General features: G+C 72.4%; 15 protein-coding genes. 3 read left to right on the plus strand and 12 right to left on the minus strand.

Going from position 1 to position 14,171, the window contains the following annotated elements; translation table 11 throughout:
* Window positions 1-7 precede the first annotated feature (7 nt).
* Genes IT072_RS08880 through IT072_RS08900 form a run of 5 tightly spaced genes read right to left on the minus strand, consistent with a single transcriptional unit; the run spans window position 8 to window position 4,808 of the window.
* Entirely contained in the window at window positions 8-1,936 is a 1,929-nt protein-coding gene (locus IT072_RS08880) for an MSCRAMM family protein (RefSeq protein WP_223360599.1), read from the minus strand.
* 53 nt (window positions 1,937-1,989) lie between these two features.
* The gene (locus IT072_RS08885) at window positions 1,990-2,187 is read right to left on the minus strand and encodes a hypothetical protein (protein WP_223360600.1); all 198 of its coding nucleotides are present in this window, start codon (window positions 2,185-2,187) and stop codon (window positions 1,990-1,992) included.
* Between the two features lie 49 nt (window positions 2,188-2,236).
* Entirely contained in the window at window positions 2,237-3,565 is a 1,329-nt protein-coding gene (locus IT072_RS08890; protein WP_223360601.1) for an NtaA/DmoA family FMN-dependent monooxygenase, read from the minus strand.
* Window positions 3,562-4,674, minus strand: coding sequence for an LLM class flavin-dependent oxidoreductase (locus tag IT072_RS08895; protein ID WP_223360602.1), 1,113 nt, complete (start codon window positions 4,672-4,674; stop codon window positions 3,562-3,564). The genes IT072_RS08890 and IT072_RS08895 overlap by 4 nt, the downstream gene beginning before the upstream one ends.
* Window positions 4,671-4,808, minus strand: a complete 138-nt coding sequence (locus tag IT072_RS08900; protein WP_223360603.1) for a hypothetical protein — start codon at window positions 4,806-4,808, stop codon at window positions 4,671-4,673. The genes IT072_RS08895 and IT072_RS08900 overlap by 4 nt, the downstream gene beginning before the upstream one ends.
* Before the next feature lie 138 nt (window positions 4,809-4,946).
* Between IT072_RS08900 and IT072_RS08905 the strand changes: the two genes are divergently transcribed.
* Entirely contained in the window at window positions 4,947-6,224 is a 1,278-nt protein-coding gene (locus tag IT072_RS08905) for a SufS family cysteine desulfurase (protein ID WP_223360932.1), read from the plus strand.
* Complete coding sequence (sufU, locus tag IT072_RS08910; RefSeq protein WP_223360604.1) at window positions 6,221-6,664, plus strand: Fe-S cluster assembly sulfur transfer protein SufU; 444 nt, start codon at window positions 6,221-6,223, stop codon at window positions 6,662-6,664. Before IT072_RS08905 ends, sufU begins: the two co-directional genes overlap by 4 nt.
* Before the next feature lie 100 nt (window positions 6,665-6,764).
* On the opposite strand, the gene IT072_RS08915 is transcribed toward sufU, so the two are convergent.
* The 5 genes from IT072_RS08915 to IT072_RS08935 all read right to left on the minus strand — a co-directional run bounded on the left by IT072_RS08915 (window position 6,765) and on the right by IT072_RS08935 (window position 10,504).
* Window positions 6,765-7,046, minus strand: coding sequence for a hypothetical protein (locus IT072_RS08915; protein ID WP_223360605.1), 282 nt, complete (start codon window positions 7,044-7,046; stop codon window positions 6,765-6,767).
* Between the two features lie 113 nt (window positions 7,047-7,159).
* On the minus strand, window positions 7,160-8,179 hold the full coding sequence (locus IT072_RS08920; RefSeq protein WP_223360606.1) for a transporter substrate-binding domain-containing protein: 1,020 nt from the start codon (window positions 8,177-8,179) through the stop codon (window positions 7,160-7,162).
* A 38-nt stretch (window positions 8,180-8,217) separates the two neighbouring features.
* Window positions 8,218-8,976 (minus strand): amino acid ABC transporter ATP-binding protein, encoded by a 759-nt coding sequence (locus IT072_RS08925; protein ID WP_223360607.1) that lies wholly within the window; start codon window positions 8,974-8,976, stop codon window positions 8,218-8,220.
* Window positions 8,973-9,977 (minus strand): amino acid ABC transporter permease, encoded by a 1,005-nt coding sequence (locus tag IT072_RS08930; RefSeq protein ID WP_223360608.1) that lies wholly within the window; start codon window positions 9,975-9,977, stop codon window positions 8,973-8,975. Before IT072_RS08930 ends, IT072_RS08925 begins: the two co-directional genes overlap by 4 nt.
* Window positions 9,974-10,504, minus strand: a complete 531-nt coding sequence (locus IT072_RS08935) for a GNAT family N-acetyltransferase (protein ID WP_223360609.1) — start codon at window positions 10,502-10,504, stop codon at window positions 9,974-9,976. Before IT072_RS08935 ends, IT072_RS08930 begins: the two co-directional genes overlap by 4 nt.
* Before the next feature lie 156 nt (window positions 10,505-10,660).
* Between IT072_RS08935 and IT072_RS08940 the strand changes: the two genes are divergently transcribed.
* Window positions 10,661-12,649 carry an FAD/NAD(P)-binding protein gene (locus IT072_RS08940; RefSeq protein WP_223360610.1) on the plus strand — a complete coding sequence of 663 codons (1,989 nt, stop codon included), beginning with the start codon at window positions 10,661-10,663 and terminating at the stop codon, window positions 12,647-12,649.
* Here the strand turns inward: IT072_RS08940 and IT072_RS08945 are convergent.
* Together IT072_RS08945 and IT072_RS08950 are read right to left on the minus strand one after the other, a co-directional pair.
* The gene (locus IT072_RS08945) at window positions 12,552-13,298 is read right to left on the minus strand and encodes an amino acid ABC transporter ATP-binding protein (protein WP_223360611.1); all 747 of its coding nucleotides are present in this window, start codon (window positions 13,296-13,298) and stop codon (window positions 12,552-12,554) included. The genes IT072_RS08940 and IT072_RS08945 overlap by 98 nt on opposite strands.
* On the minus strand, window positions 13,295-14,170 hold the full coding sequence (locus IT072_RS08950) for an amino acid ABC transporter permease (RefSeq protein WP_223360612.1): 876 nt from the start codon (window positions 14,168-14,170) through the stop codon (window positions 13,295-13,297). Before IT072_RS08950 ends, IT072_RS08945 begins: the two co-directional genes overlap by 4 nt.
* Window position 14,171: the final 1 nt, after the last annotated feature.

Genomic DNA, 14,171 nt, shown 5'->3' on the forward strand with positions numbered 1-14,171 from the left:
GGACGGTTCAGCCGCGCCGGGCGCGCAGGCGCCGCCCGGTCAGGAGCGCCATCCCACCGGTCAGGGCGAGGACGACTGCGAGGGCGGGCAGCGCTCCGGGCGCCGCTCCGCCGGTGTCGGCCAGCTCACCCGCGGCGAGCATCGTCCCGCCGCTCCCTCCGCTGGACGGAGGGGGAGGGGGCGTCGCCGTCGTGGTCAGCGCGAAGTCCTGGCCGACCACCGCGTCGCCCGCCGCCGTGATCGTCACGGTGCGCGTGACCGGTCCGTCGGCGGTGAAGCCGGCCGGTGGCGTGAGCGTGATCGTGTAGTCGCCGGGAGGGAGGGCGCCGAGATCGTAGGAGCCGTCGGCCGCGGTGGTCACGGAGGTCGAACCTCCCGGACCGTCGACCCGCACCGAGGCCCCGGCCACCGCGCCCGCGTCCGACGTCACGACCCCGGCGACCGACCCGGTCTTCGCCAGAGCGAAGTCGACACCGGTGACGTCGTCCGTCGTCACGGTCGCGTCCCGCTCGTCCGCACCGCTGACGACGTATCCCTCGGGAGGGGCCATCGTCACCGCGTAGTCGCCGGGCGCGAGGCGCGGCAGGGTGTACGTGCCGTCGGCCCCGGTCACAGCGCCGACGGTCCCGTCCGGCCCCGTCGCGGTGATCACGACACCCGCGACCGGTCCGGCCGCGTCGGTGACGGTGCCGCTCAGGCCCGGGTTCTCGCGCACGACGAAGTCGACGCCCGTGATCGGCGTCTCGACGCCGGGAGGTACGGTGATCGGCTGTCCGGGCGTGACGACGGTGTAGCCGTCCGGCACACCGGTCACCCGCACGGTGTACGTCCCGACGGCGGCCTCGTCGAAGAGATAGCCGCCGCCCGGGCCGGTGGTGGTCGTGATGCCGGGCGCGAGCTGGACGGTGGCGCCGGGCACCGGGTTTCCGGCCGTGTCTCGGACGGTCCCGCCCACGGCGACGGGGACGATCACGTGCATCGAGAAGTCCACGACCGCGTCCGTCGCGGAGACGTCGGCCGGCCGGGAGATCGGCGAGTCGGCGATCCACCCCGCGGGCGGCGTGAGGGAGACCGTGTAGCCGTCGCTCGCCTGCACGCCCGGGAACGAGTACGAGCCGTCGGGTCCGGAGGTGGTGGTGCCGACGACCGTCCCGTTCGCGTCGGTCAGCGTGAGGGTGGCGCCGGCGGGACTGCTGGCGTCGCTGGTCGAGACGGTTCCCGTGACATCCCGGGCGAGGGAGGCGAACCACGTCTGATAGACCGGGAGGCCCGCACGCTGGGTGTACACGAAGGTGAGGGTCGCGATCGGCGCGTTCGGCTCGAACCACGCGGCCGCGCCGTTGGTGTCGGCGGCCGCCGCGTTGCCGGTCAGGGTCTGGGTCGCTGGATCCCAGGTCGGGACGTCGGTCGCCGACCCGGTGCACGACGGCTTGCCGGCGATGCCCGGCGCGCAGTAGTTGAAGCCCCCGTCGAAGCCCAGCTGCGCCGCCGTGAGGGCCACGCCGTCGGGGCCGACGGCGCGGACCTGTACCTTGTCCGCGTCGATGTCGCCCAGCACGAAGGTCCACCCGGACGTCGGTGTGGGAGCGGCGAACGCGTAGGTGGTGGTGGACGGGGAGGCGGCGTTATCCGCCTTCGGCCGCAGGTTGAGATACGGACGCCCCTGGCTGGACCCGTACTTCGCGCCGACAGGCGTGCCCGCGGCGAGCCAGGTCGACGCCCCCGAGATGACACCGATCTGACCGGTGCGGGAGTCGGTGCTCACCGTCGCGGTCAGCGGCGGGGTGTTCGCCACCTGGACGGTGTAGGACGTGGGGGAGGTCGTCCCCCACCCGGCCCAGAGGCCGGTGGTCGCGGCGGAGGCCGGGGTCGCGGCGACGACCGGCAGGAGGACGAGGGCCGCGACGGCCGTGAGGATCGGCAGGCGGGAGCGCACCTCGCGACCGTACGCCTCTGCAGCCGACCCGTCTAGCGGCGCCCTGCCGGAGACTACCGACCGCGGCGGCGCCGGATGCCGAAGCCGAGCAGCACCGCGCCGCCGATCGCCACGAGGACGCCCGCGCCGCGGCCCAGCCACTGCACCTGGCCGGTGAGCGAGTCGACGATCAAGGGAACGGCAAGGCCGACGGCGATCAGCGCGATGCCCGCGATGAAGAACCAGGGGGAGCCGTTCGTGCGTTCGACCATTCGCCCAGCCTACCGAGCGGGGTACCCCGCCGCCCGCTCCTCCGCTCGCTCAGGCGCTCCGGGCGGCGCGCTCGCGCCGCGGCCGGGGAGGTCTCAGCCCGAGGTTCTCGCGCAGTGTGGTGCCCTCGTACCCGGTCGGGTAGATCCCGCGCTCCTGCAGCTCCGGCACGAGCTTGTTCACGATGTCGTCCAGCCCGGACGGGATGAGCCACGGCGTGATGTTGAAGCCGTCGACCACGCCCGCGTCCGCATACCGCTGCAGCGTCGCCGCCACCGATGCCGCACTTCCCACGAAGCCGCGGGTCGAGGTGAGCGCGATCACCAGCTCCCGGATCGAGAGCCCCTCCGCTGCGGCCCGCTCGCGCCAGGCGTCGGCGGTGGCCTTCGCCTGCGCGCCCCGGAAGCCGGCCCCGCGGGTCTCGCCGGTGGTGTCCTGCACCGGATCGAACGACGGCAGCGGGCCGTCGGGATCCAGCGCGGAGAGATCGGTGCCCCAGATGTTCTCGAGGAACGCGATCGCGGTCTGCGGCGTGATCTGCGCGTGCCGCAGCCAGCGCGCCTTCTCGTCCGCCTCGGCGTCGGTGTCCGCGATCACGAACTCCTGGCCGGGGAAGATCTTCAGGTCGTCCGCCGGTCTCCCCGCCCGCAGTGTGCGCTGCCGGATGTCGGCCGCGAACGCCTCCGCGGCGTCGAAGGCGCTGTGCGCGGAGAAGATCACGTCCGCCTGCCGCGCGGCGAAGTCGCGACCCTCGGGGGAGTCGCCCGCCTGGAACAGGACGGGATGGCCCTGCGGACCGCGGGGGAGCCGGGAGGCAGCGCTCGCCGTGTAGTGCGCGGTGCGCGCCTGTGCGACTCCACCGGCCCCGGCGTCGTCGTCCCACGCGTCCCACAGTGCCTTGGCCGCCACGACCACCGACTCCGCGTGCGTGTAGCGGTCGGCGTGATCGAGGTAGCCGCCGCGACGGAAGTTGGCGCCCGTCCAGGCATTGTCCGTCGTCACGATGTTCCAGGCGGCCCGTCCCCCGGAGAGTGCGTCGAGGCTCGCGAGCCGGTGGGCGAGGTCGAGCGGGTCGTTGTAGGTCGTGTTCTGGGTCGCGACCAGACCGATGCGACTCGTCACGGCGGCGAGGGCGGCGAGCTGGGTCTGTGCGTCCGGGCGACCGGCGACGTCGAGCTGGTGCAGTCGCCCGAGGTGCTCCCGCAGCCGGAGGCCCTCGCCGAGGAAGAACGCCGAGAACAGGCCGCGCTCAGCAGTCTGGGCGACGCGGCGGAAGCTCTCGAAGTCGGTCTGCGACCCGGACGCCGGGTCGGACCAGACGGTGCTGAAGTTGACGCCCTGGAAGAAGACGCCGAAGCGGAGGACGGTGGGGGTGGTCATGCGGACTCCTCGAGACGGTCGGCGGGGGGCAGCGCGGACACGGCTGCCAGGCCCAGGGTGCTGCGCAGCGTGTCGCCGGGCCGCGGCACGGCGACGGGGATGCGCGCCCGGAGCGCGGGGATCACGGCGCGCTCCAGCTCCTCCAGATCGACGTCGAGCACCGCGGGGTGCAGCCGGACGCCGTCGACGACGGTGGCGAGCGCGGTGAGCAGTTCGACGAGGGCGCCAGCGCCGCCGACGAACCGGGCTCCGCCGCGGACCCAGGGAGAGTGCTCGTCGAGCGCGGCGATGCGGGAGGCCGCGGGGAGGCCGGCGGCGTCGAGGGCGACCTCGAGGTCGAGCACGGCCAGCGCCGCGCCGCGGGAGCGCAGCGTCGACGCGAGAGCGGTCGCAGCGGCGATCCGTTCGCCGGGCTCGGCCGAGGCGACCGTGAACACCGCGACATCGAGGCGTGCGCTCTCCACGAGGGCGGCCGGACCGAAGACCGGCAGGAGCTCCTGCGGCGGTCGGGGCCCGATCGCCGGGCCGGTGATCCGGTAGTCGTCGCCCGCGAAGTCGATGTAGTGCACGCGTTCACGGTCCAGGTAGCGCCCGGTCGACACGTCCGCGATGACCGCGTCCGCCTCCCACGAGAGCCACAGCCGGCGCGCGACCTCGACCGAGTCGGCGGCGAGCCGAGCGGCATCGGCCTCCGAGACGGCAGGTCGCCCGTACACCGCGGCGGACCTCGGGTCGCTGTCCGCGGAGACGAGCCAGCCGCCGCGGCCATGCGAGGCGAAGTCGAGGCTGGCCAGCTGCGTGCCGAGATGGAACGGCTCGCCGTACACGCCGTGCACCGTGGGGACGAGCCCGATCGCCGAGGTCAGCGGGGCGGCGTAGGCGGCGCGCAGCACCGCGTCCGCGCGGAGCCGGGGAGCATCCCCGGTGGCCGGCGGAGTGGGCGCATCGTCGAAGGTCGCGAACGCGAAGCCCGCGCGCTCGGCGCGCTGTGCGCGCGCGGCGACCAGGCGTCCGGTGACGAGCTCCCCGGGCGCGGAGCCCGAGGCACGCCACGCGGAGGGGTGCGCCCCGTCGCCGTCGAGTTCGACGCCGAGCACGAACCCGGTCACGCGAGCACCTGCCGACCGCCGCGATCCAGGGGAAGCCGCTCCCCGGCCTCGACACGGAAGAGAAGGCGATCGCCGGCGGGCGGGAGCGGGGACGCCGCGAAGTCGGTGGCGGGGGTGTCGGATGCGATGCTCATGGCGCAGGACGCTACCGGCGGCGCACCGGGTGCCGACAAGGGCCGCCGACACGCGGCGTAACGCCCGTCGTCCGGCGTCATACAGGTTGCCTCGCGCACGGCGGGATTGCAGGAGGCGCTTGTATGGTTGAGGACCGTATGCGCACCGACACCCTCGACCCCTCCCGCCTGCGCGCGGACTTCCCGATCCTCACTCGCGAGGTGAACGGGCACCCCTTCGTCTATCTCGACTCCGGGGCCACCTCCCAGAAACCGCGCCAGGTGCTCGACGCCGAGCGGGCGTTCGCCGAGACGTACACGTCCGCCGTGCACCGCGGCGCCCACACGGTGGCGGGGGAGGCCACCGAACTGTTCGAGGAGGCCCGCGAGCGCGTGGCGCGTTTCGTCGGCGCACGCCCCGATGAGCTGGTGTGGACCTCGAACGCCACCGAGGGCCTGAACCTCATCGCGTACGGGATGTCGAACGCCTCCCTCGGGCGCGGCGGCGCGGCCGCCGCCCGCTTCCGGCTCGGCCCGGGCGACGAGATCGTGGCCACGGAGGCCGAGCACCACGCCAACCTCGTGCCGTGGCAGGAGCTCGCCGCGCGGACCGGCGCCACCCTCCGCATCATCGGGCTCCACGACGACGGGACGCTGCGTCTCGACCAGGCCGCCGAACTCATCGGCCCGCGCACGCGCGTCGTCGCCTTCGCGCACGTCTCCAATGTGCTCGGCGCCGTCGCCCCCGTCGCCGATCTCGTCGCGCTCGCCCACGAGCACGGTGCGCTCGTCGTCCTCGACGCCTGCCAGTCCGTGCCGCACCTGCCCGTCGACGTCGCCGCCCTCGACGTCGACTTCGCCGTCTTCTCCGGGCACAAGATGCTCGGCCCCACCGGTGTCGGCGCGCTGTACGGCCGATCCGACCTCCTGAACGCCCTCCCGCCGTTCCTCACCGGAGGCTCGATGATCACCACCGTGACCCTCGACGGTGCGGAGTACCTCCCGGCGCCGCAGCGCTTCGAGGCCGGCACCCAGCGCGTCTCGCAGGCCGTCGCGCTCGCCGCGGCGGTCGACTACCTCGACGCGGTCGGCATGGCGGCCATCGCCGCCCACGAGGAGGCCCTCGGTGGCCGGATGCTCGCGGCGCTCGCGGAGATCCCCGGCGTGCGCGTCCTCGGTCCCGGCGTGGGCACGCCGCGCGTCGGCCTCTCCAGTTTCGTCGTCGACGGCATCCACTCGCACGACGTCGGCCAGTTCCTCGACGATCGCGGCATCGCCGTGCGCGTCGGCCACCACTGCGCCCAGCCGGTGCACCGCCGCTTCGGCGCCACCGCGAGCACGCGCATCAGCACCTACCTCTACAACACCGCGGACGACGTGGATGCGGCCGTCGCCGCCGTCGCCGACGCCCGCGCCTTCTTCGGAGTGGCCGCATGACCTCCAGCGATCTGCAGAACCTCTATCAGCAGGTGATCCTCGACCACGCGCGCGAGAAGCACGGCTTCGGCCTGCGCGACGACGCCGCGGCCAGCTCGCACCAGCTCAACCCGACCTGCGGAGACGAGGTCACCGTGGGCGTCCACACCGACGCGGACGGACGCGTCGCCGCCATCAGCTGGGAGGGTCACGGCTGCTCGATCTCGACCGCGTCGGCGTCGCTTCTGAGCGACCTCGTGCACGACGTCGACCGGGCGCAGCTCGGGGAGGCCGTCGCCGCGTTCCGCGAGCTCATGCACTCCAAGGGCACTCTCGAGGGTGACGACGAGCTCCTGGGCGACGCGGTCGCCCTGGCCGGCGTCTCCAAGTACGTCACGCGCATCAAGTGCGCCATGCTCCCGTGGGTCGCCCTGGAGGACGCCCTCTTGAAATCCTCCTGACCACCTCCCCGGTGCCGACAGTGGGGTCGACGGAGGAGTCCAGGTCGGCGGGATTCGGCCGATTCATCCTCCGTTCGCGTGCGGTGGCCCGGGAGGCGCGCTAGGGGACGGGCGCGAGGTCGACTTCGTCGGCGATGGCCTCCAGGGCGGACGGGAGCGACGGGAACGTCGTGCCGTAGACGAGACCGGAGGGGCCGGCCGCCGTCCACGCCGCGGTCCCGCGCTCTACCTTCCCGACGAGGTAGCGCTTGTGTCCGCCGAGCACCTGGCGCTGCGCGATGGGCAGTGTGAGCGGGAACGCGTATACGTCGCCCTGGGGGCTGACAACCAGCTCCCACCTGGCTCTGCCGGGGTTGAATTTACTCGTGAAGATGCGCGACATGATCGCTCGTTTCTACCCTCCTGTCGGCGTCGGTCGCCATGTTCATGACGACCTGTTGCGGACGGGCCGTCCGACCGCCGCGATGGCGGGTGCGGACGGCCCGTCCGCGCGGGTCATTCGTTGCTGAGCGGCAGTCCGGCCGGGTTGACCTCGGAGGTCGCCACGGACTCGTTCGTGAGGTTGTAGGCCTTCAGCACCGCCGCGTACTGGCCGTGCTCGATCAGATAGTCGAATGCTGCGGCGACGGGCGCGGCGAGCCCGCTGCCCTTCTTGGACGTGGCGGCGATCAGACCTTTCAGCGTCTCGCCCGCTCCGGAGAACGTGCCCGCCGTGCGGATCGGGTTGGCCGTCTTCGCGGTCTGCGTCTCCTGGTAGGCGACGCCCGGGTTGGGAGAGAAGTAGGCGTCGATCTTGCCGGAGTCGAGCGCCAGGTAGACGGCGTTCGTGTCCGGGTAGTACTTGACGTCGAGCGTCTTGCCCTCGGCCTGCAGCTTCTGCTGCCATTCGAGCAGGATCTTCTCCTGGTTCGTGCCGCGGTCGGTCGCGACGGTCAGGCCGTCGAGCTTCTCGTAGTCGCCGTCGAACTCCCACGTGTTCTTCTTGAGCACGGCGAACGCGAGGATGTCCTGGCGGTAGGAGGCGAAGTCGTACTTCTGCTTGCGTTCCTCGGTCACGGTGATGTTCGAGAAGCCGGTGTCGATGGTGCCGTTGTCGATGCCGACGAACAGGTTCTGCCAGGTGGCGTTCTTGAACTCGGGCTCCAGGCCGAGCACCTTCGCGACGAGGCGGGCCAGGTCGGGGTCGGTGCCGGTGTAGGTCTTCTGGTCGTCGCCGACATAGGCGATGGGCGGGAAGCCGGAAGGCAGCGCGCCGAGGCCGATGACGAGCTTGCCGCTCTTCGTGACGCTCTCGGGCAGCTGGTCGCGGATGCTGTCGACCTGTTTCACCTCGACGGTGGTCTCGGTACCGACGCCGTTCGAGTGCGCGGCGATGGTGACGGTGTCGGATCCGCCGCTCGTACTGCTCGCCGACGCCTGCCCGGAGCAGGCCGCGAGGGAGGTGACGAGGGCGGTGGCGACGAGCGCGGCGGACGCGATGGTCCGTCGGCGGCGTCGGGGGAAGTGCTGTGTCATGGGATTCTCCAGGTGTCGGATGGAACGGGTGGGGATGTTCAGAGCACGCGGCTCAGGAACGCTCTGGTGCGCTTCTCGCGCGGGGCGTCGAGCACCTCGGCCGGGGTGCCCTCCTCGACGACGACGCCCTCGTCGAGGAAGACGACACGGTCGGCGACCTCGCGGGCGAAGCCGATCTCGTGGGTGACGACGACGAGGGTGGCGCCGCTGCCGGCGAGGGAGCGGATGACCGCGAGCACCTCGCCGACGAGCTCGGGGTCGAGCGCGCTGGTCGGCTCGTCGAAGAGCAGCACGTCGGGCTCCAGGGCGAGAGCGCGGGCGATGGCGACGCGCTGCTGCTGTCCGCCCGAGAGCTGCCGCGGGTACGAGGATGCCTTGTCGGCGAGGCCGACCCGCTCCAGCAGCGCGCGGGCGCGCTCGCGGGCGTCCGCGGGCGGAGTGCCGTGGGCGATGGGGGCCTCGGTGACGTTCTCGAGGATGGTCAGGTGCGGGAAGAGGTTGAAGCTCTGGAACACGAAGCCGATCCGGGCGCGCTGGGCGAGGATGCGGCGCTCGCTGAGCTCTTTCAGCCGGCCGCGGTGCACGTGCACGCCGATCAGCTCGCCGCCCACGACGACGTAGCCCTCGTCGAGGGGCTCGAGGTGGTTGATGGCGCGCAGGAGGGTGGACTTGCCCGAGCCGGACGGACCGAGCACCACGGTGACCGTTCCCGCCTCGATGGTGAGGTCGACCCCGCGCAGGACGGGCTTGTCGCCGAACGCCTTGGTCGCGTTGGTGATCTCGATGCCGGCGCTCACAGTGCACCGTCCAGGCGGTCGTTCGAGAACCCGCGCAGCCAGAAGCGCACGCGCTGGAACGGCGTCGGCGGCAGGGCGCGCACCGAGCCCCGCGCGTAGTACCGCTCGATGTAGTACTGGATGGTCGACACGACGCTGGTGAGCACGAGGTACCAGATGGTGGCGACGACCAGCAGCGGGATGATGTCGCCCGGGTAGGTGCTCCCGATGCTCTGCACGACGCCGAAGAGGTCGAGCAGCGACACGTAGAACAGCAGGGAGCTCGCCTTGAGCAGGCCGATGATCTGGTTGACGTAGGCGGGCACGATCGAGCGCAGCGCCTGCGGCAGGATCACCCGGCGGAACTGCCGCGCGCGGGAGAGGCCGAGCGCCTTCGCGGCCTCCTGCTGGCCGGGGTCGACCGCCAGCACACCCGCGCGCACCACCTCGGACGCGTAGGCGATCTCGCTGAGGCTCAGGCCGATGACCCCGAGCGTCAGGTCGGAGAGCACCGTCACCGTCGGCACCGTGAGCTGCGGCCCGAACGGGATGCCGATGCCGATCGAGGGGTACAGGTTGCCGAGGTTGTAGAGGAAGATCAGCACGAGGATCAGCGGCACCGAGCGGAACAGCCACACGTAGAACCAGCTGACCGCGTTGAGCACCGGGTTCGGCGAGAGCCGACCCAGCGCGACGACGACCCCTCCCACGAAGCTGACGACCGCGCTGATCGCCGTCGCCGTGAGCGTGAGCTGCAACCCGGTGAGGATCGCCGGGCTGAACAGCCACTTCCCGACCTTCGCCCACTCCCAGGACGGGTTCGTGAAGAGCGACTGGCCGGCGTTGACCAGCAGGACGAGCACGAGCGCCGCCGCGATCCAGCGTCCGGGATGCCGGAGGGGGAGGACCGCACGGTCGGAGAGGCGCCGCAGCTCGGCGGCGTCGGGCAGTGAGGAGCGGTTGGCGGAGGAGGCCGCCACGGCGGCTCGTGCGGCGTCCGGCTCGGCCGTGGTGGCGGTCATCGTCGACCTCCCGTCGACGGCGTCTTCTCGAACGACAGCGTCTTCTCGAACGGATGGATGCCGATCTCCTCGGCGGGCAGCGTCGGGTCGTACAGCGGGGCGTAGCCGGCGGCCAGGTACAGAGCCTTCGCCTCCGGCTGGCGCGGACCGGTGGTCAGGTAGATCCGGGTGTAGCCGCGGCGCACGGCCTCCGACTCCAGCTCCGCCACCACGCGGCGCCCCAGGCCTTCCCGGCGGTGCGCCGCACTCGTCCAGATGCGCTTGAGCTCGGCCGTCCGCACGTCGTAACGCTTGAACGCCCCTCCGGCGATCGGCTCGCCGCCGCGCAGGAGCAGCACGAACGCGCCATGCGGCGCCGCGAACTCCTCGGCGGGGTAGCGGCTCAGCTCCGCGGAGGCGCGTTCGCCGAAGAAGTCGCCGTAGCGGGAGTCGTACTCGAGCTCGAGCTCGGCCAGGAGCGGGCGGGCGAGCGCGTCGGTGGCGTCGACGTAGCGGAACTCGTCCGCGATGACGGGTGATGCGGTCATCGACGGGCCTCCAATCGGATGGGGAGCGGTAGGGTCGCCGACGACCGTACGGGCGCTCGTCAAACGGGCGGGAGCGACGGTTACGGTTCGTTTCGCGTCCGTCACACGGCGCAATCCGGGCTTGGCTCCGGCGGCGGATCGGTACACGCTGCCCGGATGCCGTCCTCCGCCCCGACCGCCCGTCCCGACTCCGTTGCCCTCGTCGGCGCGGGCCCGCGCGCCGCCGGCTGGTTGGAGCGGTTCGCGGCCGCGCGTTCGGTGCGCGCGCACCGGCGGCCGATCACCGTGCACCTCGTCGACCCGTTCCCGCCCGGCCCCGGCCGCATCTGGCGGCGGGAGCAGTCGCCGTTGCTGAAGCTGAACTCGATGGTGGAGGACGTCACGATGTTCACGGACGACTCCTGCACCATCGAGGGGCCGGTGCGTCCCGGCCCGTCTCTGCTCGAGTGGGTGGAGGGCGTGCGGTCCGGTGCGATCGCGGACGCGCACGTCGACGACCCGGTCGTTGCGGCAGAGCTGGGCGCGTTGCGCAGGGGCGACTTCCCGACGCGGCGCCTGCAGAGCCACTACCTGGACTGGTTCCTCCGGCGGGCGATCGCGGCGCTCGACGACGACGTGACGCTGGTCCTGCACCGGGATCGGGTGACCGCCGTGCGCGAGGCGGGCGCGGCTCAGGAGGTCTTGCTCGCGGGCGGCGGGAGCCTCCACGTGGGCGCCGTGGTGTACGCGCTGGGCCACGCGGGAAGCGAGCCCTCCGGCGAGGCGGCGGAGCTCGCCGCCTTCGCCGCGCGGCACGGGCTCGACTATCTGGCCCCGGCCTTCACCGCCGACGCCGACCTCGGCGCCTTCGGGGCCGGGCGGACGGTCGCGGTCCGCGGATTCGGGCTGGCGGCCGTCGACCTGGTCGTGCTGCTGACCGAGGGGCGCGGCGGGAGGTTCGACCGCGACCCGTCCGGCGACCTGCGGTACACGCCCAGCGGCCTCGAGCCGCGGCTCCTGATCGGATCCCGGCGCGGGGTGCCGTACCGGTCCAAGATCTCGTCCGCGCTGGTCGGCGAGCCTCCCGCCCTCCGCCACCTCACGCCCGCGGTCGTCGAGCGCCTCGCGGCGTCGTCCGGGCACCTCGACTTCCGGGAGGACGTGTGGCCGCTCATCGCGCGCGAGCTCGTCCACGGCTACTACCGAGAGCTGTTCACCGGGCATCCGGAGCGGGTGCGTCTCGACTGGGCAGTGTTCGCGGCCCGGCTCGACGAGACCGGGCCGGAGGGCGCGGCGTACGACGCGCTCGTCTCCGGCGCGCTGCGGCATCCCGACGACGAACTCCACCTCGACCGGTTCGACCGACCCCTGGCGGGGCTGCGATTCACGAGCCCCGACGACCTGCAGACCTGGATGCGGGAGCATCTGCGCACCGACCTGCAGCACCGCACCTCACCGGACCACAGTGCGACGCTCGGCCTCTTCACCGCGCTGCTGCACGCGCTGTTCGCCCTCGCGCCGCACCTCGCGGGCGATCTCTGGACGGAGGAGTCGCGCCGTCGTGACGTCGTCGGCTGGTGGCCCGGCTACTTCAGCTACGTCGCCTCCGGCCCTCCCGGCCATCGTCTGGAGGAGCTGATCGCGCTCTCGGAGGCGGGCATCGTCCACTTCGCGGGCGCCGACATCCGGGTCGTGCCCGACGAGCGCACCGGGCGGTTCCGTGTCGGCAGTGCGTCGGTCACGGGTGAGACCGCGGTCTCCGCGCTGATCGACGCCTGGCTCCCCGCCGCCACTGCCGAGAGCAGCGATGACCCCGCCCTGCGCGATCTCGTCACGTCCGGCGCCGGCTCGGTGCGCCACGGGGAGGTCCGCGTGGCCGCGGCCGATGCGCGGGTGCTCCGTCCCGACGGCGTGCCGCATCCCGCGCGCTGGGCGATCGGGCCCTTCACCACCGCACCCTTCGCCGGCGCGTTCTCACGCCCGAACACGAACGCCCTCGCGTTCCGCGAGAACGACCGCGTCGCGCAGGCGGTCCTCGACGCGCTCGGCGGGGGGCCGGACCCGGCGACTACGCCGTCCAGTCGGAGAAGCGCGCCAGGAACTCCCGGGTCCGCGCCTGCTGCGGAGCGCCGAACAGCCGAGCCGGAGGCCCTTCCTCGGCGATGACGCCGCGATCGAGGAAGACGACGCGGTCGGCGACGTCGCGAGCGAAGGCCATCTCGTGCGTGGCCATGATGATCGTGGTTCCGCTCGCCTTCAGGTCGCGGACCAGCTCCAGCACCTCTCCGACGAGCTCCGGATCGAGCGCGCTCGTCACCTCGTCGAGCAGCAGCAGCTCCGGGTCGGTCGCGATCGCCCGGACGATGGCCGCGCGCTGCTGCTGGCCGCCCGAGAGACGATCGGGGAACTCCTTCGCCTTGTCGCCGAGGCCGATGCCGGCGAGAAGCTCGAGCGCCTTCTCCTCCGCCGCGCGGCGGGGAACGCGATGCACCCGCCGGGAGGCGAGCGTCACGTTGTCGAGCACGGAGAGGTGCGGGAAGAGGTTGTAATGCTGGAACACCACGCCGATACGCGCGCGGACGGCGTCGGTGTCCACGCGCGGATCGCTGATGTCCTCGTCGCCCAGCAGGATCTGCCCGTCATCGATGCGTTCGAGCAGGTTGACGGTTCGCAGCAGGGTCGACTTGCCCGACCCGCTCGCACCGATGAGCGCGACGACCTCGTGCCGGTCGACGTCGAGGTCGATCCCGCGCAGGACCTCCGTCTCGCCGAAGCTCTTGCGGATGCCCGCGAGGCGGAGCACGGGCGCGGTCATACGACGCTCCCGACCTGCTCGCGACGGCGCACCCGGGCCGAATACCAGTCGGTGAGCCGGATCATCGGCAGCGCCAGGATGACGAAGAGCAGACCGGCCAGCACGTACGGGGTGAAGTTGTAGGTCGCGGCCGTCTCGATCTGCGCGGCGCGCACGGCGTCGACCGCACCCAGGATCGAGATGAGCCCCACGTCTTTCTGCATCGCGACGAAGTCGTTCATCAGCGCGGGCGTCACTTTGCGCACGGCCTGCGGCAGGATCACCAGGCGGAGGGTCTGGTAGTGGCTCAGCCCGAGCCCGCGCGCGGCCAGCCGCTGCGACGGGTGCACCGCTTCGATTCCTGCGCGGAACACCTCCGAAACGTACGCGGAGTACACCAGCACCAGGGCGATCGTGCCCCAGAACTCGGCGGGCATCCGCGGGAAGACGCCCAGTCCCGGGAGGCCGAAGCCCACCAGGTAGAGCACGATGATGAGCGGCGTCCCGCGGAACAGGTCGGTGTAGCCGGCCGCCAGCGCCCGCAGCGGGAAGAAGATCGGGCCGCGGAGGGTGCGGACGGTCGCGATGACGATGCTGACCAGCAGCACGCCGATCGCGGCGACGACGAGCACCCGGATGTTGAGCAGCAGTCCCTCGAACACCCGCGGCCAGGCCTCGATCGCCACCGCAGGGTCGAAGAACGTCTGCTGCACGCGCGCCCATCCGGGGGTGTTGATCACGAACAGCCAGGCGAGCACCGCGACGACCGCGGTGCTCGCGAGGCTGATCAGCACGGACCGCGAGGTCTGTCTGCGGCGGTACAGCCGGCGGTCGCGCTCGATCGCGCTGGGCGCCGGAGCCAGGTCCGCCGGCGACGGGGGAGTGGTGGTCACC

This window comes from Leifsonia sp. ZF2019, assembly GCF_019924635.1.
Taxonomy (GTDB): Bacteria; Actinomycetota; Actinomycetes; order Actinomycetales; family Microbacteriaceae; genus Leifsonia.